We start from the raw sequence: 20,882 nt of genomic DNA, 5'->3' as shown, positions 1-20,882 counted from the left end.
TGGATTGGTTTTCCTTATTTTGAAATTTTATGCTGTCCGGACAGGCGGACATAATGCGCAGAGGAATATGTCAAAAATGCCTTTTCCTCATCCGTCAGCGGACGCACTTGTCTCACAGGCGAGCCGACGTATAAAAAACCGCTTTCCAATCGCTTGCGCGGCGGCACCAAACTGCCCGCGCCTATCATCACATCATCTTCGACAACCGTATCGTCCAAAATAATCGAACCCATGCCCACCAACACACGATTCCCAATTCGGCAGCCATGCAGCATGACCTTATGCCCAATCGTCACATCATCGCCGATAATCAAAGGCGAACCGTCAGGCTTCGCCGCATTCTTATGCGACACATGCAAAACGCTGCCGTCCTGCACATTGCTGCGCTTGCCGATAGAAATGCTGTTCACATCGCCGCGTAATACGGCATAAGGCCAAACGGATACATCTTCCGCCAGCGACACTTCGCCAATCACAACCGAAGTCTCATCTATAAAACAAGACTCATCAACCGACGGCACATAATCCAAAAACGCACGAATAGGGTTTGCCATTTCCAATATCCTTTTCTCAAAACCAAAACTGATCAGGCCGTCTGAAAACACGGCGTAAAACGATTTTATACTACAACCATACTAAATCAAGCCAGAAAATCATCAAAAGGCCGTCTGAAACAGCTTTCAGACGGCCTTTCATCATAAACCTTTATCTTGGCTCACCACTATTTATCATTAGCGCCTCATCTATCTTTTATGGAATAATCGTCTTCATTTGATTGATGGAGAAGCCGATGGAGACACGTTCGGGAAATTATGCAGCGCCCGTCGTCGGCTGCGTCGTCTTCGGCTTGGGCAGTTTGATCGTCAAATTTGTCGATGTCGGCTCTTACGCCATCGCATTCTGGCGTTTACTGATTGCCGCCCCCATATTCTTCCTGCTCGGGCGTTTTTTCAGGCAAAAAATGCCCACGAAAAGAAAAACGGTTGGCTACGCACTCTTATCCGGTGTTTTCCTCGCATTCGACCTCTCCCTTTGGCACGAAAGCATTCACGCCGTAGGCCCCGGTATTTCCACCTTGCTCAACAGTCTGCAGATTTTCTTTTTAGCCGCCATCGGCTTCTTCTTTTATTCGGAACGCCTAAGTACCTTACAAATTTTAAGTTTGATATTGGCCACCATAGGCGTAGCCTTGATCGGCAGCCCGGAGTTCGGTCATAACGACAACGCCGCATGGGGATTTGTCAGCGGCGTAGTGTCCGGCGCCATGCTGGCCCTGTCTATGGTCTTTGTACGCAAAACCCATGAGCAGGAAAAAGTCGGTTTGTTTCCGCTGATGATGATTTTAAGCTTTGGCGGTGCAATAGCTTTGGTCATCCCATCGCTGCTATTCGATAATGCCCATCTATACCCCAAAACTTTAAACGATGTGATTCTAGTCTCCATCTACGGCATCGTTATGCAATGCTTCGCTTGGGCATTGATTGCTTACGCCATCCCGCTTTTATCCTTGTCACTGACCGGCCTCCTACTGCTCTCCGAACCAGTCGCCGCTATGTTAATCGATTATTTCTGGCTGGATAAACCGATTAACGCCGTCCAATGGTGTGGCGCCACTTTGACTTTATTGGCAATTTATTTGGGTTCGTTAAAAGACAAAAAATAGATACAAAAAGGCCGTCTGAAAAATTTCAGACGGCCTTTTTGTATAATGAAATACTTAGACTCAAACCAAATTTAGCAGAATTAGTTTAAGTTACATTAATCCATTAAATTATTTTTTAAAATGTTTTCTCAAAATCTATGAATACACGATTTTTAGAATAACTATTAAGCTCACCAATATTACTATTATTTTTTATATATCGCCAATTTAATCTTGGAGTAACACCCAGTATACTTAATTTATTGTGCCAAATACTTAAATTAGTAATAGTTACATTATCTTTGCGATGACGATCAGTAAAAATATAATGCTTTCCATCAAAATGTTCGTGATAGTGATTGATTATAAGTCTGCTATTCAGGTCTTTACCCCAAGTCTGCCCCCAACCAATATACCCACCTATACGTTTAGAGCTACTGCCAGCATAATGTTTTACTTTATCACGAGCATAGTTTAAACCACCTAAAAAGTAAGTATCATTGTTTAAAAGGTAAGTAGCACCTACTCCGATTTGATAATCTTTCCCTCGTCGTTCAGTATATGCATAATATTTTTTTGCTATTGTACTGTTAGCTGACAAACGTAAATTTGGCGTTACCCAATTTGAAATACCTAAATCTACACCTGCACGTGTGTAATAAGGATGATTTCCATAACGACGTTTTTCTAAAAATGGCATAACATAGCCATCCGTTTTAAAACTTTTATTTTTATAACCTAGACTTATTCTTGCTACTTGATCATCATAAATATGATTATCCCAATAAGTCACACCATCCATATCACCCGACATAGCTAAGTAGTGGTTATCTTTAATATTATCATCACGATTGATGGATAACGAATAATTAAACCCATGTCCTTTTTGCGGCAAATAGTCAGGATTCTTTTCAAATGCTAAATTACCAAATTGAGGAAGATGAATTTCACGTTCTGTTGAAACATTATTAATATTACTGTCTTGGATATAACTTAGACTACCTGAAATTTGCCATTTCTTTTTCTTCATAGCATCTTCATAAAGTGCGATAGTCGGAAGTACATCTTCAGGCAGCCCTTGCTCCTTAGCTGTATTAAATTCATGTTTCGCATTGCGAGTTTGCCTATCCTCATAAAGCATAGCAGCTAAATCTAAACGGACAGTAACAAGATCAGGATTCTGAGCGAGAATAAAACGATAAAGTTTAATAGCTTTTTTATATTTCCCTTCAGAGCGCCAAATTGCACCTTGCGCATAGGCCAATAAAATAGGATCGTGCCCGCTCCATTTTCGATATATTGGCAAGAGCTGTGCTGCCGAAATATAATTTCGCATTTGTAAAGCCTGATTTAATAATGGCTCTGTCAACTCTGGCTGCTTGGCTAAATCATCTAATGTCAACGTTTGACTAGACTCTTCTAAAGAAGTACCGTCATTTTCTGAAAATAATTTACCTTGATCTGATATTTTAGGAATAGCCATCTCCTGAATTTTTTCTACCTGTCGATCAGCTACAGTTTCAGGATTCGTTATAATTTCAGCAGAAGCCATTGAAGGAGCTAACGTTCCCAGTATAAAAATGAATGAATAAGACTTCATAAATCTATTTTTAAAATTAAAAATTTAAGTAACAATTGTTGAATTAAAATTTATCTATTGGTATTTTTCATATTAAAAACAATAAGCAGCAGATGCTAAACTCCTGCTGCTTATTGTTTAATCAGCGTTTTAACGCTTACCAACAAAACCAATATTATTTTCACCATGGCTGGTCGTGATTTTTAATACACCACCCACTTCTTCAGCATTTGGGCCAGCAAAACGTATGTCACCTTTACCATAAATCACTTTATTTTCACCTGGATTTTTTCCTTTCATCCAAACAGTGATATCGTTAGCAAGTTGTTTGCTTCCAACCAAAGAAACTTTTTGACCTGCGTTTGCTGAAGGCATTCCACTTTCCGTTTTCACATTACCACTAGCAAAATATATATTACGCTTGTCATCTAAGCGGCGATTGGTAATCGCACCATTAAAGGTAACATTATTACTTAAAATAGTATTGTAAGCCATATTTGGTTCATGGAACTGCGCAGTCATATTCATCACGCCGTCTTGTTTACCATCTCTGCTAGAATAGGCAACACCTGTATATTTGGCAGATAATCCTTTTTTAGTCTTCATATCATAGACATTGGCGACCATACCATTCTCAGTAATAACTCGGTCAAAAATACCGATGTTAAACGGAGTATTAACCCCATAAGTACCATCGCCATTTTTATAACGCCATGCAGTTAATGAAAGATATTGTTGGTTAAAACCATTGGCTTGTCCAACATCATAAGTATAAATCGCACGAACTTCATTTACCTTTCCATAGTGCAATGCACTAAACATTTCTGCAATTACACGTTTATTTTGAAATGCGCCTAATGCCTTATTATTATCAATACCGGTATGAATTGAATATAATGACACTTCGGTCATTTGCCCTTTATCAGCTACAATCTTCAACCTACCATCTTTTTGTGTTACAAGAAAATAGCTACCAGCAGGGTAAGTATATTGTTTATCCGCAACCCAACCCAAAGCTTTAAGCGCATCTGCGCGCTCTGGATTTACTTTTGCTGCTTCCGAGCTAACTTTAAATGTAGTAGTTTTATTCAAAGTAAAGCGATATGCATATTCACCATTTTGATTAACATATAATTCGTCATCCGGATTATTATCAAAATAATTATTCAAAGAATGTGCATATTGATAACCCTTACTAGGTTTAGTAGATATGTTCCATATCGGATTACCCTTATCATCTAACTTATATTCTACGTCAGCTAATACACGGCGCCCTTTATCTAAAGAAGTTTTATTATCTGCATTAGTTTCAAAATTATTAAACCATTGTGTATAACGGCTACCCCCTACACTATCCAACTCGAATTTGCTGGCTGCTTGGTCTAAGATATTAACGCTACTACCCTGTTTAATTAAAATACCATTTACATTACGCTTATCTACACCAATTAAATTTTTTGAATTTAATGGTGTATCAAATTCCTCATAACCATACTCTCTCTTAATATATCCATCAATTTTATTTACTTTATAACGTGTTGCTACACCTCCCAATATAACCGTTTGGGGACGTAAAAGTTTATATTTTCCAACCCTCCCAGAAGTTTCGATAATATGTGCACTATCATAAACAAAAGTATTCTCGGAAGCTTTCTCCAACAATGGGTTTGCAGCAAAGTTATTTGCAATAAAACCTGTATCTACTTCAGCTTGACTAAATTCTTCTGTTTTTACTACATCACTCAATCTAAGAGTTACTAATTTATTCTGAATATTTTTAGAAATTTGCTCATTAACTTGAGCTAAATTATCTTTACCGGTATTAGGTTTGTTTGTATTGTCCTTGCCGGCATTATCCTTACCGGTATTGGGTTTGGTTGCATTATCCTTATCGGCGTTATCTTTACCGGTAGTAGGCTTGTTTGCATTGTCCTTGCCGGTGTTATCTTTACCGGTATTGGGCTTGGTTGCATTGTCCTTGCCCGCGTTATCTTTACCGGTATTAGGTTTGTTTGCATTGTTCTGGCCGGCGTTATCCTTACCGGTAGTGGGTTTAGTTGCATTATCCTTACCGGTGTTATCCTTACCGGTAGTGGGCTTGTTTACATTATCCTTGCCGGCGTTATCTTTACCGGTAGTAGGCTTGGTTGCATTGTCTTTACCGGAGTTATCTTTACCGGTAGTGGGTTTGGTTGCGTTGTCCTTACCGGCGTTGTCCTTACCAGTATTGGGTTTATTTGTATTTTCCTTATTGGAATTACCTTTGTTGGTATTATTACTAATATCATTAGGTGCCACAGATGGACTTGTCGGTGAACCCGGTTCTCCATTCGAGCTAGCACATGCAGCTAAAACTGCCGCACATATGCCTGTTAATACAAAATGAGTAATAGGTGATTTCTTCTGAGTAAACATAAATATAATCCTCATTAACTGAAAGTAACTTTACTTAAAACAACTAGATTATTTGCTAATTGAAAAACCGAATATAAACAACGCTTATACTATTGTAATAGTATAAACGAATACAAACAGCTTTACTTAATTAATATTTGTTAATTTTTGAAAATTTACTCTTTCTGGCCAATTTATGATTATCATATTCCTAACCATCTCTTGAGTTAATAATATTTCAAGCCTTTTTTAATATTAAATTTAATATTCATCTAAGACACAAATTTTAAATTGCCATAAAAAAGGCCGTCTGAAAAATTTCAGACGGCCTTTCAATCTGTTTATTGCTTATTGGATGCTGGTACCGATACGGCTGAGTTCGCCAAAATTCATCCAAACAAAGAAGGCTTTACCGACAATCAACTTGTCATCGACAAATCCCCAATAACGGGAGTCGGCGCTGTTGTCGCGGTTGTCGCCCATCGCGAAATAACGGCCTTCGGGAACTTTACAGATAAAGCCATTGCCGTCTTCTGCGTATTCGCAATTTTCCAAACCACTTTTTTCAAGCGAGTAATTGCTTTCAGGCATCACTTCAGAAGTATATTTGTTCAATACAGCAATGGATACGGAAGGCTGACCGGCCTCCTTGACCACGTCAAAGTTTTTGCCGTTCAAGGCCGTCTGAAAACGCTCAAGCGTATGAATCATAGATGGATCGGTATCATCTGCGTATTGATAATTGCCGTTTGGTTTTTCGGGAATAATTTCACCGTTAACAGTCAAAACCTTATCACGATATTCCACAACGTCACCCGGAATACCGACGATACGTTTGATGTAATTCATCTCAGGCTGAAGCGGATAATTGAACACCACGACATCGCCTCGTGCAATATTGCCGACAGGGATAATGACCTTATTCAAAATCGGCAGGCGGATACCGTAAGAGAATTTGTTCACCAAGATAAAATCGCCTTTGACCAAGCCAGGACGCATGGAGCTGGACGGAATTTGGAACGGCTCGGCAATAAAGCTACGCAATACAAAGATAACCAAGATGATGGGAAAAAAGCCGCCCATATAGTCGGTAAAATGCGCATTGTCTTCGCCGGTCTCGCTTTTTTTCAGACGGCCCTTATGGATTGCCCAAACAATGCCGGTAAACACGACAAATACCAGCAATACGGCGGTAAAGCTCATAAATTCGGACAAAATGCCGAATACGCCGACCATGCACAGGAGGTAACTCCATTGCAGGCCGGAGCTCCATTCGCCGTTTTCCTGACGCTCTTTGCTGCTTTTGAAGTTAAGAACCAAACCGGCCAACAGTACAACGATTGCACCTAAAGTCAGATTTATATTCATTATTTATCACTCACTTGCAGAATCGCCAAGAATGCGCTTTGCGGGATTTCCACGTTGCCCACTTGTTTCATGCGGCGCTTACCTGCTTTTTGTTTTTCGAGAAGTTTTTTCTTACGCGTAATATCACCGCCGTAACATTTCGCCAAAACGTTTTTACGCAGGGCTTTGACGTTTTCGCGGGCGATAATCTGACTGCCGATGGCGGCTTGGACGGCGATGTCGAACATTTGGCGCGGAATCAGCTCGCGCATTTTCGCTGCCAGTTCGCGGCCTCGGTGAACCGCGCTTTGACGGTGCACAATCAGGCTCAGGGCGTCGACTTTTTCGCCATTGACCATAATGTCGAGCTTAATCAAATCAGAAGGTTGGAACTCTTTGAAATGGTAGTCCAACGAAGCATAGCCGCGCGAAGTGGATTTGAGTTTGTCGAAAAAGTCCATCACGACTTCGTTCATCGGCAAATCGTAAGTCAGCATGACTTGACGACCCATATATTGCATATTGACTTGCACGCCGCGCTTTTGATTACACAAAGTCATGACGTTGCCGACGTATTCCTGCGGCACGAGGATGGTCGCGGTAATAATCGGCTCGAGAATGGTTTCGATGCTGCCGATGTCGGGCAGTTTAGATGGGTTTTCGACTTCGATTTTTTCGCCGCTTTTCAACACGACTTCGTAAACCACCGTCGGCGCAGTGGTAATCAAGTCCATGTCGAACTCGCGTTCCAAACGTTCCTGTACGATTTCCAAGTGTAGCAGGCCTAAGAAGCCGCAACGGAAGCCGAAGCCCAATGCCTGAGAAACTTCAGGTTCGAATTTCAGTGAAGCATCGTTCAGTTGCAATTTTTCCAAAGCGTCGCGCAAGGCTTCGTAGTCGTGGCTTTCCACAGGATAGAGACCGGCAAATACTTGGCTTTGTACTTCTTGGAAGCCGGGCAGCGGCTCAGAGGCAGGGTTGGCAACCAAAGTCACCGTGTCGCCGACTTTCGCCTGTCCCAATTCTTTTACGCCGGTAATCAGAAAACCCACTTCGCCGGCTTTGAGTTCTTGTTTTTGAACCGATTTCGGTGTGAATACGCCCAACTGCTCGACCTGAGTTTCCGCCTTGGTGCTCATAAAGCGTACTTTGTCTTTCAGCTTGATGGTGCCGTTTTTCACACGAATCAACATGACCACGCCGACGTAGTTGTCAAACCACGAATCGACGATAACGGCTTGCAGCGGCGCATTTTCATCGCCTGTCGGCGCGGGGATTTTGGCAACGATTTCTTCCAAAACGTCTTCCACGCCGATGCCGCTTTTGGCGGAACATTGCACCGCGCCGACAGCGTCAATGCCGATGATGTCTTCGATTTCCTGTTCCACGCGCTCGGGGTCGGCGGCAGGCAGGTCGATTTTGTTCAAAACAGGCACGACTTCCACGCCCAAATCAATCGCGGTATAGCAGTTCGCCACGGTTTGCGCTTCCACGCCTTGTGACGCGTCAACGACCAAAAGCGCGCCTTCGCAGGCAGAGAGCGAACGGGATACTTCGTAAGAAAAGTCGACGTGTCCCGGCGTATCAATTAGGTTAAGCTGATACACCTGCCCGTCGCGTGCTTTGTAGTTGAGCGCGGCGGTTTGCGCTTTAATGGTAATGCCGCGCTCTTTTTCGATGTCCATGGAGTCGAGCACCTGCGTACTCATTTCGCGCAAATCCAAACCGCCGCAGTATTGGATAAAACGGTCGGCAAGCGTCGATTTACCGTGGTCGATGTGGGCAATAATGGAGAAATTCCGTATGTTTTTCATATTGTTATTAAGATAAATACAATTAAAGGCTGAAAGGCCGTCTGAAAAAACAGGGATTCGGTTTTCAGACGGCCTTAGAATAAGGTTGAATCGTTCCGTATTCTAACGGAAATTCAACGCTTCTGCATGATTTTATAGCGATTTGACAATCTCGGTCACCATCTTCGCCGAGCTGATGGCCGCCGTTTTCAAAAACTCTTCAAAGCTGATGTCCGCTTTCTCATCTGCCGAATCGGATACCGCACGAATAATCACAAAAGGCACTTCCAACTGATGACAAGTTTGCGCAATCGCCGCAGCTTCCATTTCCACTGCTTTGACTTCTGGGAAATGACTGCGGATTTCCGCAACACCTTCGCTGCTGTGTACAAAACGGTCGCCACTGACGATCAAACCTTGCGTTACGGCCGCTCCATCAAACACTTGCGCCGCCTTTTCTGCTTGGCGAATCAAGTTTGAATCCGATGCGAACACGGCAGGAAGTTGCGGCACTTGCCCCCAAACATAACCAAAAGCCGTTACGTCAACATCATGATGCGCCACAGTTTCGCCGATGACCACATCGCCGACCTTCAGACCCTTACCTAAACCACCTGCACTGCCGGTATTGATGACGCAATCCGGTGCAAACTGATGAATGACCCAAGAAGTCGAAACCGCCGCATTGACCTTACCGATACCGCTTAAAACCAAAACCATGCGTTTTCCGGCCAATTCGCCTTCATATGCCGAGAATTTACCGAAAGACACATGCTTGACATCGGCCATGCTTTCACGCAAAAGCTCGATTTCCTGTTCCATTGCGCCGACCACGGCAATTGTTTGTACTGACATCTTGTTACCTTTCCATTCACTAATCGGGCAACATTATAACAGCAGAATTTAAAATCACAGGGATGCCGAAAAATCTGCTATATTCCCAGCACGACACTCAATTTAAAACAGATATCCGCTCTAGCGGCAAAACAGCAAATAATGATTGCTTCTGTTATAATTATTTTCAATAAAATAACTTAACATTAACTATCTGAATTCTTATGTTTGACGAAAATACTCCGGGCGCAAAAGAAGAATTGTTCACTTGGCTACGCCACATGAACAAATACAAAGGCTCCGACCTTTTCATTACCACCAATTTCCCGCCGGCCATGAAAGTGGACGGCAAAATCATGCGGTTGACCGATGAGCAGTTAAGCGCTGAAAAATGTATGGAAATCGCTTTTTCGATTATGTCTTCCAAACAAATCGAAGAATTTTCTACCACCAACGAATGCAACTTCGCCATCAGCCTACCCGATACCAGCCGCTTCCGTGTCAATGCCATGGTTCAACGCGGCGCAACTGCTTTGGTGTTCCGCTCTATTACCAGCAATATCCCTAAATTTGAAACGCTCAATCTGCCGCCGATTCTGAAAGACATCGCCCTCAGAAAACGCGGTCTGGTTATTTTTGTCGGCGGTACAGGTTCGGGTAAGTCCACTTCCCTCGCCTCCCTTATCGACTATCGAAATGAAAACAGCTTCGACCACATTATTACTATCGAAGACCCGATTGAATTTATCCACCAACATAAAAACTGCATTATCACCCAACGCGAAATCGGCGTGGATACCGAAAATTGGCCGATTGCATTGAAAAATACCCTGCGCCAAGCGCCGGATGTTATCCTGATTGGCGAAATCCGCGACCGCGAGACCATGGACTACGCCATTTCCTTCGCGGAAACCGGCCATTTGTGTATGGCGACACTGCATGCCAACAGTACCAACCAAGCACTCGACCGCATCATCAACTTCTTCCCCGAAGAGCGCCGTACCCAGTTGCTGACCGACTTATCGCTCAACCTGCAAGCCTTTATTTCACAACGACTGATTCCCCGTGAAAGCGGACGGGGTCGTGTGGCAGCGGTTGAAGTTTTGCTCAATTCGCCCATTATTGCCGACTTAATTCGAAAAGGCGAAGTCCACAACATCAAAGAAATGATGAAAAAATCAACCGGTATGGGCATGATTACTTTTGACCAAGCCTTGTATGATTTGTATGAAAACGGCGATATCAGCTATCAAGACGCTATTAAAAATGCCGACTCCGCACACGATTTGCGCCTAGATATTCAATTACGAAGCCGTCGCGCACAAAATGCCGGCCCGGATTTAGAATTGATTTAAAAGTAAAAGCTTCAAAGTATAAAAAAGGCCGTCTGAAACCTCATTACGGGTTTCAGACGGCCTTTATTCCATCAAATAATCAAGCCTGTTTCAGTTTTGCATCGGCATCACGCAATGCAGTACGCAAACCTTCCTCGATAACTGGATGGTAGAACGGCATATCCAACATTTGCGGAATCGTCATTTTCATTTGATGCGCCCAAGCCATCAAGTGTGCTAAATGTTCGGCAGCAGGGCCGACAACTTCCGCACCAATGAAACGGCCGGTTGCTTTTTCGGCATACAAACGCATATGGCCTTTGTTTACCAACATAACGCGACTGCGGCCTTGGTTTCGAAAGGAAACTTCGCCGATTACAAACTCTTCGGGTTGATATTTCGCCGCAACTTGTGCATATTTCAAGCCAACAGAGGCAATTTGCGGATTGGTGAACACCACGCCGATTACACTACGGCGCAAACCACCGCCGATATTCGGATAGCGGCCTGCATTGTCGCCGGCAATTTTGCCTTGGTCTGCAGCTTCATGCAGCAGAGGCAATTGATTGGACACATCGCCTGCAATAAAGATATGCGGAATGCTGGTTTGCATGGTCAGCGGATCGGCAACAGGCACGCCGCGCGTGTCTTTTTCGATATTGATGTTTTCCAAACCGATATTGTCAACGTTCGGACGGCGGCCTACGGCTGCCAGCATATATTCGGCAACGAAAACACCTTTTTCGCCGTCTTGTTCCCAATGAACTTCAACATTGCCTTCTGCATCCAGTTTGACTTCGGTTTTAGCGTCCAAATGCAAAGCCAACTCTTCGCCAAACACAGCTTTGGCTTCTTCAGCGACAACAGGGTCGGAAATGCCGCCGATGGCTCCGCCTACGCCGAAAATCTCAACTTTCACGCCCAAACGGTGCAAAGCCTGACCCAACTCTAAGCCGATAACGCCGGGACCGAACACGGCCACGCTTTTAGGCAAAGTATCCCAAGAGAAAACATCATCGTTTACAACCAAGCGATCGCCCAAAGCTTCCCACTGAGGGAAAATCACAGGGCGTGAACCGGTGGCAATCACAAAACTTTTTGCAGTGATTTGCGTATGGTCATCGATTTGGACAGTATGTTCGTCAACAAATTTTGCCGTACCCATAATGCGCTTGTCGGCAGGCCACTCTTCTACATCGCTGACTACAAAACCGACAAAACGGTCGCGTTCGGATTTGACGCGTTGCATGACTTCTTCGCCATTGACAACGATGCTGTCTTTGTCCAAGTGCACGCCAAACGGATCGGTATGCAAAGCATGATGGCGCGCTTCTGCGGCGGCAATCAAGAGTTTGGAAGGCATGCAGCCGACACGCGCACAAGTTGTTCCGAATACATTGTTTTCAATCAGGTAAACATTGTCTGTATGAAGGCGAGCATTGCGAAATGCGCCCATACCGGCTGTACCGCCGCCCAGTACCACCACATCTGCTTGAATCTTTTTCATATTTTATCCTTACTGTCTATATTCAAACCGATATTACCATCAGCTTATCTGTTTTCAGACGGCAGAATTTTTATAAACTATCAAAGAATGAATATTAATAGCAAATTCTTAAATATCGATTTAAAACAATAATCTCAAATTCTACTTGCGAATATAGAGTTATTCAGAACGCCGAATTGTAAACGCCGTCTGAATAACTCTATATTTTATTTTTCAGACGGCCTATTCAAACCGTCTCAAGCATACAGGTAATTAGTTTTTAGCCAAGTAAGCTTCCAAGTCTTCGCTGCCGCCGATGTATTTGCCGCCGATGAATACTTGAGGAGCAGTCATCTTGCCGGTAATAGCGCGAACGGAAGTAACAGTTGCATCTTTGCCCAATACGATTTCTTCGTAAGACAAGCCTTTGTCTTGCAAAGCTTTTTTAGCTTTAGCACAGAATTGGCAACCAGGTTTGGTGAAGATGGCAACAGACTCTTGAGCTTTCCAGTCAGGAGCAATGTATTTCAACATAGTGTCAGCGTCAGACACTTTGAAAGGATCGCCTGGTTCTTCAGGTTCGATAAACATTTTTTCAACCACGCCGTCGTTAACCAGCATGGAGTAACGCCAAGAGCGTTTGCCGAAGCCCAAGTCTTCTTTGCCAACCAACATGCCCATGCCTTCAGTGAATTCACCGTTGCCATCAGGGATCATGTAAATGTTGTCAGCTTCTTCTTCAGCAGCCCAAGCGTTCATTACGAAAGTGTCGTTTACAGATACGCAGTAGATAGCATCAACACCGTTTTCTTTGAACGCGCCAAACAATTCGTTGTAGCGTGGCAGGTGGGAAGAAGAGCAAGTCGGAGTAAATGCGCCAGGCAGAGAGAACACGACTACTTTTTTGCCTTTGAACAAATCATCAGTAGAAACATCTTTCCAAGTGTCGCCGACACGAGTGCGGAATACTACGGAAGGTACTTTTTGACCGGTACGATCTTGCAAAGCCATTTTTAAGCTCCTTTTAAAAATTCGGGTTAGAGAAATGAATCAATGCTTGTATTGTAATGCAGGCCTATCGATTTGTATAATTTATAGTTCAAATAATATTAATTATATTAAACTATCAAATTAATCCAACCGAAAACAGCTGAATCATTAAATAAAGGCTATCTGAAAGAAAACAAGTACCTGACCGAAATTATTTTTTAGGTAAAGGTTGAACGGGGGAATCCGAAGCCACAATTTCACCGATGGATTTTTCCGCAATATCTTTCAAAGCATAGCGGTCTTTATCCGGCATATCTGTCGGTTTGTACTGAGGCGAGAAATCCAAACGGATACGGATTTTCTTCATAGAAACAATACGCCACAAAGACTGAAACAGGTTTACCTCCGCATAAGACGGCAAGTCCGTCCGTTGTCCTTCGCCATCATAATAGCGCAAAGTTACTGCCTGAATCGGTGCTTTCGCATCTATTGCCGATTGAAACAGGGCTGCTTTAAACGGCAAAATACCCAAGCCGGAAGAAGTGCGCGCCTCAGGGAAAAAGCTGACATTCTGTCCTGCTTTCAATGCCGCGCAAATCGCCTGATTAATCGGCTCGATATCTCGGCGGGAATTGCGGTTGATAAACACCGTGCCGGCATTTTTACCCATTTTCCCCAAAACCGGCCAACTGCTGATTTCCTGTTTCGCAATAAAACTGCTCGGATAAACGGCACTCATGGCAAAAATATCCAACCAAGACACATGGTTGGCTACCACCAAAGTACCGCTCACATTTCCTTGAGGCGGTACGCCGATTTCCAATTCGATATCCAAAGCATCCAACGCACCTTTTCCCAAAACAACCACAGCATGATTGCGTTCCTCTGCATTATTGCCATCGATGGCACGCAAATTCCGGCCGGTTCGGAACAACCAAGCCGCCAAACGGCAAAGTCTGCCCAGTCGTTTTAAAAAAGGAGCTTTTTGTTTAGACATAAAATTTCTTCTGTATGGTATTTATTATTTTCAGACAGCCTCTGACATTTAAGGCCGTCTGAAACTATTTCTGGCAATTTGGACAATAAAATGTTCCACGCTGCCCCAAAGTTTCTTTAAAAATCAGCCCGCCACATTGGACACAAGGCTCATTGTGGCGGCCATAGACCGTATATTCCTGCTGGAAATAGCCGCTTTTGCCATCGCTATTGACAAAGTCCCGCAGCGTACTGCCGCCCGTTTCAATCGCCCTCAGCAGAATCGCTTTAATGGTTTCCACCAATAATGCACATTCTTTCTTGGTCAGCTTATTTGCCGGACGCAATGGCGAAATACCTGCCTTAAACAGACTTTCATTCGCATAAATATTGCCAACGCCAACCACCACCGCATTATCCATCAGCGCCAATTTGACTGCACGCTTCTGCGTTTTCAATTTCTGATACAGGTAATTTGCATCAAAATCGTCCGAGAGCGGCTCCGGCCCCAGTTTCTCCAACAGCGGATGATGCTCGGCAATACCCTCATACCACAATACCGCACCAAATTTACGCGGGTCGTGATAACGCAATACGGTACCGTCATCAAATACAAAATCTAAATGATCGTGTTTATCCGGCGTGGCAATACGTTCATCATCGGCAGTAAAAATCCGCAAACTGCCGGACATACCCAAATGAATAAGTAAAATACCCGTTTCAAAAGTAATAATCAAATACTTCGCACGCCGGTTGCATGCCAAAACTTTGCGGCCGGCCAAAATTTTCGCCAAGTTTGGATGAATAGGCCATCTCAATTTAAACTGGCGGATAGTGACTTTTTCTATCTTTTTGCCATCAATATGCGGCTCTATCCCGCGTAAAGTCGTTTCCACCTCAGGTAATTCAGGCATCATTATTCTCCAAATTCATCATTAATATACAGGCCGTCTGAAAACTATTCGGCCAAACGTGCCGTACTTAAAGCAACCGTATTGCCATCAAATGCAGATTCCAATTCAGGCAAAGGATGGACACCAATCAAATGTTTCGTTAATACCATCCCATAAACCGCCGCACACTGCGGCCACCACCTATCCCCCGCCTTTTCCATAAACCGCCAAAACTTCAAAGCAGAAGGCGAATTCACAGCAGGCAGATAATCCATAAACTGCCCATATTCTATTTCAAAACCAATATCCGCAATTTTTCGTTTCAACTCAGCCAGAGCCAAGCATTGAGATTTCAAAGGCAACTTTTCCCCATCAAACCAAGAGCTCAATCCCCATAAAGATTTAGGGTTGAACCCCGTCAAAATCAACCTGCCTTCAGGTTTTAATATCCTAAACGCCTCTTGCAACACCAAATCTGCGGATGAAACTTCCAAAAGATGAGGCATCAATAACACATCCACGGAATGCGTTTCAAATGCCAACATTTCAGCATCCATCCGCACATCGCGAGGCACTACAATCATATTTTCAGACAGCCTAGTCCATACACCGCCCAATTGAACCGCCACCTGCCTATTCAAATACTGCAAATGCCGTCTGAAAAAATCCGCCTCTTTTTGAGCAAGATATTGCCCCATTGGCGTTTGCATAAAAAAAACTTCCATTCAAGGCTCCCCTATGCATCCCGACTTGTGTGACAGAATTTTAACACCACGGCCACATCACACAAGCAAATTCCCTGCTCGACTTGACGTTTAAATGCTGAAACGATACTATCAAAAAAACGAAATTTTATTATATATTTGATAACTTTATTTACTATGGCAAAATTAAAAACCATCGCTCTGACCGTTTCAAGCCTGTCGGCGGTTTCCGCCACAGCCTACGCACAAAACGCTACACCCAACCAAGTCGGCATGGCCATGATGCGCCTCAACTCCGCCCTGCTCGACCAAGCCAAAGCACAAACCTTCGGCTCCGGCAGCTTATGGGCATCGTTGCGTAAAGACTTCCGCATCAACGAAGTCAACACAGAACTGGTTCGCCGCCATGAAAACAAATTTGCTGCAAACAGCGCGTATTTCGACCGCACCATCTCACGCAGCAAACCTTATATGTACCATATTGCCAATGAAGTTAAAAAACGCAATATGCCCGCTGAAATCGCTTTGCTGCCTTTCATTGAAAGCGCATTCGTAACCAAAGCTAAATCACACGTCGGCGCATCCGGCCTGTGGCAATTTATGCCGGCTACCGGCCGCCATTTCGGCTTGGAAAAAACACCTTTGTATGACGGCCGCCACGATATTTACGCCGCTACCGATGCCGCATTGAATTACCTGCAATACCTGCACGGTATGTTCGGCGACTGGTCTTTGGCGCTTGCCGCTTACAACTGGGGCGAAGGCAATGTCGGACGCGCCGTCAACCGCGCCCGCGCGCAAGGTTTGGAGCCGACATACGAAAACCTGCGTATGCCGAACGAAACACGCAATTACGTTCCCAAACTTTTGGCCGTCCGCAATATCGTTGCCAATCCGCAGACCTTCGGCATGAATATCAGCGAAATCAGCAACCAGCCGTATTTCAAATCTATCAGCATCGACAAACCTATTGATAACAGCACAATCGCCCGCTTTGCAAACATCAGCGAAAGCGAATTGTTGGTACTCAACCCGGGTTTCAATGCGCCTGTATTCATCCCTAAAAACAACCGTCGTCTGTTGTTGCCGGTTGCTGCGGTTTCCACATTTGAAAAGAACTACCGCAATGCCAACCCGGATACCCTGATGTCTTGGGATATTTATACTTCTTTGGGCAACAAAAAACTGAATGCCATCGCTAACGATACCGGCATGAGCGTTGCCGAACTCAAACGCCTCAACGGCCTGAGCGGTAGCGCCGTTTCTGAAGGCCGCAGCATTTTGGTGGCTAAAAATTCAGCAAGCCAAAGCCAGGACATCATTAATTTTATCGATAAAGACAATACTCCGGATACTTACCAATCCAATATGCCGGCCATGTCTCCGATTATTGCTTCCAACGCAGTAGAACCGGTTAAAGTTGCCCAAACCAAGGTTACTGATATTGTTGCACCTGTTGTTCCACAATCCAGCAAACCGGTTGACTTTATTGCACGCAGCAAAGCTGAAAACGTTACTTCAGTAGCGGTAACAGAAACTAAAGCCCAACCTCAAGTTGCAAATGCGGAAATGGCTGCTCCAGTTACAGCCATGACCCATGCGACTACCGAGACCGTTGCTAAAAATGTTGCAGAAGCACCCAAATCAGCCATCCCTGCAGACTTGACCGTACCAACTGTTGCCGCAAACGATGTAGCCCCTACTCCAGCAGTTGAATCTGTTGCCGCTGCGCCGGCACAAGAAGAGCATGACGACCTGATGGCATTGGTACAAAGCCGACCAGCAGAGGAATCTTCAGCGACTGTTGCCGAGGCCACACCGGAGAACAAACAAGTTCAAACTGTTGTTACCGCCGAAAGCGCACGCACGGCACGCATCGCAGCCAATATGGCTAAACAACAACGCCGTATCAATGCACGTCTTGCCCGTGTAAGCGGTCAGCAAAACACACAAACTGCAGCACTTGCAGCGGGTACCCACCGTGTGGAAGATGGTGATACATTGTTTAACATCTCCAAACGCTATAACCTGAGCGTAGCCGATTTGATTATTGCCAACAATATCAAAGGCAACAATATTAAAAAAGGCCAAATCCTCCGTGTTACAGCCGCTCCGGCAAAAGTCCGCAGCAACCCGGTTCAAAACGTTTCCTACACTGTACGCAAAGGCGATACCCTGAACACCATCGCCAGCCGTTTCAATGTTGATATTAACGATATCCGCCGTTGGAACCGCAATACCCGTACTGTATCTCCCGGTCAACGTTTGAAACTGATTGGTAGCTAATATTAGCTTTAAAACAAAGGCTGTCTGAAAGATTCAGACGGCCTTTTTCTTGATGATAGATAATCAAGTTAATGTTTGATGACAAACAGAATAGCCTTCTCTTTAAGATAAAAATATTTTTTGAAAATTACTGTATAAAAAAAGAGTGTGTAAAAACACACTCTCTTCTTCAAACGAATTGTCGTCAAACTCTATGCTTAATACCCTTATCCAAACATATGAATTCCGTAAAATATATTCCTATGCCGGTGAAAAAGCATCACAGAAAAAGGCATCTTCCGGTAAAGCGCATTTTTGAGTCAGTAAACCATGTGCACTTTCGGTCATCTCTGGTGATCCGCAAGCATAAACTTCATATTGGCCCAAATCAGGATAATTTTGTGCAGCAACATCTTGCACATAGCCATTCTCCCCTTTCCACTCGGAATCAGGCTTAGAAAGAACCGGCGAGAATTTCGCATTTTTCAGACGGCCTATTAATGCTTCAGCTTCTTCCAATGCATACAGATCCGCCTGTTGACGTGCTCCCCAGTAAAAATGAACCTGACGCTCGCTATTCTGACGAATCAAATCAAGCAAAATACTGCGAATAGGGGCATAACCTGTACCCGTTGCCAACAAAATCATCGGTTTATTGCTGTCTTGTTGCAAAGTGAATGTACCCAATGGCCCTTTGACACGGACAATGCCTTTCTCTTTGATTTTAGGCTCTGCACCAAAAATCATTTCTGAGCATACGCCGTTTTCACGTTTGCGGATATGCAGTTCCAAAATGCCTTCTTGATCAGGCGAATTGGCGATTGAATAGCTGCGGCTGATATTGCCTGGAAGCAGCAAATCAATATATTGCCCGGCATAAAATGCAAATGGCGGCGCTTTAGGCAAAGCCAGTTTGAGCAAAGCAACATCGTGTTTGATTTCAATGTTTTCAATACGTGCCGGCAATGTGCGTACCGGCAAAGCATTTTGATTAAAACCCGGCACATTGATTTTGAGGTCGCTCTTCGCAGTAGTACAGCACAATAACACTTTGCCCTGCGCTTTTTCTTCTTCACTGATGGCTTTATCAATATGCTTGCCCATTTCAAATTCGCCACTAATCAACTCGGCCTTACACTGCCCGCAGGCACCGCTTTTGCAAGAATGAGGCAAATTTAAATTCTGACGGGTTGCGGCAGCAAGAACAGTTTCGTCCTCATTCGCCGTAAATGTAGTTTGGTCTGGTAAGGTAATGATATGTGTCATGGTATTTAGAATAAATTTATTATCAAAAACAAAGGCCGTCTGAAAATAAAACCTGTTTTCAGACGGCCTGTCCTATCTATCAAGCCAATTTGGCTTTAATCAACTCTTGAACCTGAGCCGGATTGGCCTTGCCTTTACTTGCTTTCATCACCTGGCCGACAATCGCATTTAAGGCTTTTTCATTACCGGAACGGAATTGCTCAATAGCTTTCGCATTGCTTGCCAACACTTCATCCACCATCGCTTCAATTGCGCCAGTGTCGGTAATCTGTTGCAAACCGTGTTTTTCGATGATTTCGGCAATACCTGCTTCAGGCTCTGCCCACATCGCTTCAAAAGCTTTTTTCGCCAGTTTGCTGCTCAATGTTCCGTCCGCGACTTTAGCAACCAACTCGGCAAGACGTGAAGCCGTAATCGGGCTTTCAGCCAATTCCAAACCTTCTTTGTTCAAGGTGGCGGCAAGCTCGCCGTTCATCCAGTTCGCCGTCAATTTACCTTGGCCGCAGGCTTTGGCGGCTTCTTCAAAATAGGCAGCTTGAGCACGGCTCGCAGTCAACAGGCGCGCATCATAGTCGGACACGCCGTAATCGGCAACAAAACGCGCTGCCATTTCATGCGGCAACTCAGGCATTTGCTCTTTGGCCTTTTGCAATTGGCCGTCTGAAATAATGACCGGCAGCAAATCCGGATCTGGGAAATAGCGGTAATCATGCGCATCTTCTTTCAAACGCATCACACGGGTTTCGCCTTTTTCAGGGTCAAACAGCATGGTTGCCTGCTGTACTTTACCGCCGTCTTCCAAAATTTCGATTTGCGCTTCCACTTCATAATTGATGGCTTGCTCCAAGAAGCGGAAAGAATTGAGGTTTTTGATTTCGCGACGCGTACCGAATTCGGCCTGGCCTTTGGGACGTACAGAAACGTTGGCATCGACGCGGAACGAGCCTTCCGCCATATTGCCGTCGCAAATATCCAGCCAAGTTACCAAACCGTGCAACGCTTTAGCATATGCCACAGCTTCGGCTGCGGAACGCATTTCAGGCTCGGAGACAACTTCCAATAAAGGCGTACCGGCACGGTTTAAGTCGATACCGGTTGCACCGTTCAAACCTTCATGTACGGATTTACCCGCATCTTCTTCCATGTGCGCACGGGTAACATTGATGGTTTTAACCTCGTCGCCCACTACGATTTCCAATTTGCCATGCTCAACAATCGGCAAATCCAACTGACTGATTTGATAGCCTTTTGGTAAATCAGGATAAAAATAGTTTTTACGGTCAAACACGTTTTTCTGATTGATTTTCGCATCCAAAGCCAAACCGAGTTTGATGGCTTTTTCGACGACTTCGCGGTTCATTACCGGCAATACGCCCGGCA

Annotated in this window: 16 protein-coding genes; 3 read left to right on the top strand and 13 right to left on the bottom strand. The window is 44.3% G+C overall.

The features are described from left to right. Positions 1–14: 14 nt before the first annotated feature. Positions 15–554, bottom strand: a complete 540-nt coding sequence (locus ACTHUT_RS03370; RefSeq protein ID WP_049322909.1) for a gamma carbonic anhydrase family protein — start codon at positions 552–554, stop codon at positions 15–17. Between the two features lie 236 nt (positions 555–790). Here ACTHUT_RS03370 and ACTHUT_RS03365 point away from each other — a divergent pair, with 236 nt between their 5' ends. Next, entirely contained in the window at positions 791–1,663 is an 873-nt protein-coding gene (locus ACTHUT_RS03365; protein ID WP_440386233.1) for a DMT family transporter, read from the top strand. A gap of 115 nt (positions 1,664–1,778) precedes the next feature. Here ACTHUT_RS03365 and ACTHUT_RS03360 read toward each other — a convergent pair whose 3' ends face one another. The 5 genes from ACTHUT_RS03360 to ACTHUT_RS03340 form a co-directional block, all read right to left on the bottom strand. Next, positions 1,779–3,194: a surface lipoprotein assembly modifier gene (locus ACTHUT_RS03360; RefSeq protein WP_440386232.1), complete on the bottom strand. Its 1,416-nt coding sequence runs from the start codon at positions 3,192–3,194 to the stop codon at positions 1,779–1,781. Between the two features lie 177 nt (positions 3,195–3,371). Continuing rightward, positions 3,372–5,636 (bottom strand): hypothetical protein, encoded by a 2,265-nt coding sequence (locus tag ACTHUT_RS03355; RefSeq protein ID WP_440386231.1) that lies wholly within the window; start codon positions 5,634–5,636, stop codon positions 3,372–3,374. 327 nt (positions 5,637–5,963) lie between these two features. Further along, entirely contained in the window at positions 5,964–6,983 is a 1,020-nt protein-coding gene (gene lepB / locus ACTHUT_RS03350) for a signal peptidase I (RefSeq protein ID WP_440386230.1), read from the bottom strand. Further along, positions 6,983–8,776: a translation elongation factor 4 gene (gene lepA / locus ACTHUT_RS03345; protein WP_036490455.1), complete on the bottom strand. Its 1,794-nt coding sequence runs from the start codon at positions 8,774–8,776 to the stop codon at positions 6,983–6,985. Before lepA ends, lepB begins: the two co-directional genes overlap by 1 nt. Positions 8,777–8,908: 132 nt before the next feature. Next, positions 8,909–9,610 carry a 5'-methylthioadenosine/adenosylhomocysteine nucleosidase gene (locus ACTHUT_RS03340; RefSeq protein WP_440386229.1) on the bottom strand — a complete coding sequence of 234 codons (702 nt, stop codon included), beginning with the start codon at positions 9,608–9,610 and terminating at the stop codon, positions 8,909–8,911. A 203-nt stretch (positions 9,611–9,813) separates the two neighbouring features. On the opposite strand from ACTHUT_RS03340, the gene ACTHUT_RS03335 reads away from it, so the two are divergent. Beyond that, positions 9,814–10,944 carry a PilT/PilU family type 4a pilus ATPase gene (locus ACTHUT_RS03335; RefSeq protein WP_440386228.1) on the top strand — a complete coding sequence of 377 codons (1,131 nt, stop codon included), beginning with the start codon at positions 9,814–9,816 and terminating at the stop codon, positions 10,942–10,944. A 79-nt stretch (positions 10,945–11,023) separates the two neighbouring features. Here ACTHUT_RS03335 and ACTHUT_RS03330 read toward each other — a convergent pair whose 3' ends face one another. The 5 genes from ACTHUT_RS03330 to ACTHUT_RS03310 form a co-directional block, all read right to left on the bottom strand. Continuing rightward, a complete protein-coding gene (locus ACTHUT_RS03330) occupies positions 11,024–12,430 on the bottom strand; it encodes a dihydrolipoyl dehydrogenase (RefSeq protein ID WP_440386227.1) in 1,407 nt (468 codons plus the stop codon). A gap of 252 nt (positions 12,431–12,682) precedes the next feature. Further along, positions 12,683–13,420, bottom strand: a complete 738-nt coding sequence (locus ACTHUT_RS03325) for a redoxin family protein (protein ID WP_003747251.1) — start codon at positions 13,418–13,420, stop codon at positions 12,683–12,685. Between the two features lie 190 nt (positions 13,421–13,610). Next, entirely contained in the window at positions 13,611–14,396 is a 786-nt protein-coding gene (locus ACTHUT_RS03320; RefSeq protein WP_440386226.1) for a 1-acylglycerol-3-phosphate O-acyltransferase, read from the bottom strand. 64 nt (positions 14,397–14,460) lie between these two features. Then, on the bottom strand, positions 14,461–15,288 hold the full coding sequence (gene mutM, locus ACTHUT_RS03315; RefSeq protein ID WP_440386421.1) for a DNA-formamidopyrimidine glycosylase: 828 nt from the start codon (positions 15,286–15,288) through the stop codon (positions 14,461–14,463). Between the two features lie 44 nt (positions 15,289–15,332). Further along, complete coding sequence (locus ACTHUT_RS03310; RefSeq protein ID WP_440386225.1) at positions 15,333–15,992, bottom strand: class I SAM-dependent methyltransferase; 660 nt, start codon at positions 15,990–15,992, stop codon at positions 15,333–15,335. Positions 15,993–16,148: 156 nt separating this feature from the next. Between ACTHUT_RS03310 and ACTHUT_RS03305 the strand changes: the two genes are divergently transcribed. Further along, a complete protein-coding gene (locus ACTHUT_RS03305; protein ID WP_440386224.1) occupies positions 16,149–18,257 on the top strand; it encodes a LysM peptidoglycan-binding domain-containing protein in 2,109 nt (702 codons plus the stop codon). Positions 18,258–18,497: 240 nt separating this feature from the next. On the opposite strand, the gene ACTHUT_RS03300 is transcribed toward ACTHUT_RS03305, so the two are convergent. Further along, positions 18,498–19,502: a 2Fe-2S iron-sulfur cluster-binding protein gene (locus ACTHUT_RS03300; RefSeq protein WP_440386223.1), complete on the bottom strand. Its 1,005-nt coding sequence runs from the start codon at positions 19,500–19,502 to the stop codon at positions 18,498–18,500. Positions 19,503–19,581: 79 nt separating this feature from the next. Further along, the coding region (gene gatB, locus ACTHUT_RS03295; protein WP_440418674.1) for an Asp-tRNA(Asn)/Glu-tRNA(Gln) amidotransferase subunit GatB at positions 19,582–20,882 on the bottom strand (1,301 nt) is incomplete at its 5' end.

The sequence above is a fragment of the Neisseria sp. P0022.S010 genome (assembly GCF_051956635.1).
Note: the sequence above shows the minus strand (reverse complement) of the source record. Positions and strands in the feature narration are given on the sequence as shown.

What these genes read in the sequence shown, in the direction of transcription:
- ACTHUT_RS03370 (WP_049322909.1), bottom strand. Translation starts at nt 554, where the DNA reads ATGGCAAACCCTATTCGTGCGTTTTTGGATTATGTGCCGTCGGTTGAT.
- ACTHUT_RS03365 (WP_440386233.1), top strand. Translation starts at nt 791, where the DNA reads ATGGAGACACGTTCGGGAAATTATGCAGCGCCCGTCGTCGGCTGCGTC.
- ACTHUT_RS03360 (WP_440386232.1), bottom strand. Translation starts at nt 3,194, where the DNA reads ATGGCTTCTGCTGAAATTATAACGAATCCTGAAACTGTAGCTGATCGA.
- ACTHUT_RS03355 (WP_440386231.1), bottom strand. Translation starts at nt 5,636, where the DNA reads ATGTTTACTCAGAAGAAATCACCTATTACTCATTTTGTATTAACAGGC.
- lepB (WP_440386230.1), bottom strand. Translation starts at nt 6,983, where the DNA reads ATGAATATAAATCTGACTTTAGGTGCAATCGTTGTACTGTTGGCCGGT.
- lepA (WP_036490455.1), bottom strand. Translation starts at nt 8,776, where the DNA reads ATGAAAAACATACGGAATTTCTCCATTATTGCCCACATCGACCACGGT.
- ACTHUT_RS03340 (WP_440386229.1), bottom strand. Translation starts at nt 9,610, where the DNA reads ATGTCAGTACAAACAATTGCCGTGGTCGGCGCAATGGAACAGGAAATC.
- ACTHUT_RS03335 (WP_440386228.1), top strand. Translation starts at nt 9,814, where the DNA reads ATGTTTGACGAAAATACTCCGGGCGCAAAAGAAGAATTGTTCACTTGG.
- ACTHUT_RS03330 (WP_440386227.1), bottom strand. Translation starts at nt 12,430, where the DNA reads ATGAAAAAGATTCAAGCAGATGTGGTGGTACTGGGCGGCGGTACAGCC.
- ACTHUT_RS03325 (WP_003747251.1), bottom strand. Translation starts at nt 13,420, where the DNA reads ATGGCTTTGCAAGATCGTACCGGTCAAAAAGTACCTTCCGTAGTATTC.
- ACTHUT_RS03320 (WP_440386226.1), bottom strand. Translation starts at nt 14,396, where the DNA reads ATGTCTAAACAAAAAGCTCCTTTTTTAAAACGACTGGGCAGACTTTGC.
- mutM (WP_440386421.1), bottom strand. Translation starts at nt 15,288, where the DNA reads ATGCCTGAATTACCTGAGGTGGAAACGACTTTACGCGGGATAGAGCCG.
- ACTHUT_RS03310 (WP_440386225.1), bottom strand. Translation starts at nt 15,992, where the DNA reads ATGGAAGTTTTTTTTATGCAAACGCCAATGGGGCAATATCTTGCTCAA.
- ACTHUT_RS03305 (WP_440386224.1), top strand. Translation starts at nt 16,149, where the DNA reads ATGGCAAAATTAAAAACCATCGCTCTGACCGTTTCAAGCCTGTCGGCG.
- ACTHUT_RS03300 (WP_440386223.1), bottom strand. Translation starts at nt 19,502, where the DNA reads ATGACACATATCATTACCTTACCAGACCAAACTACATTTACGGCGAAT.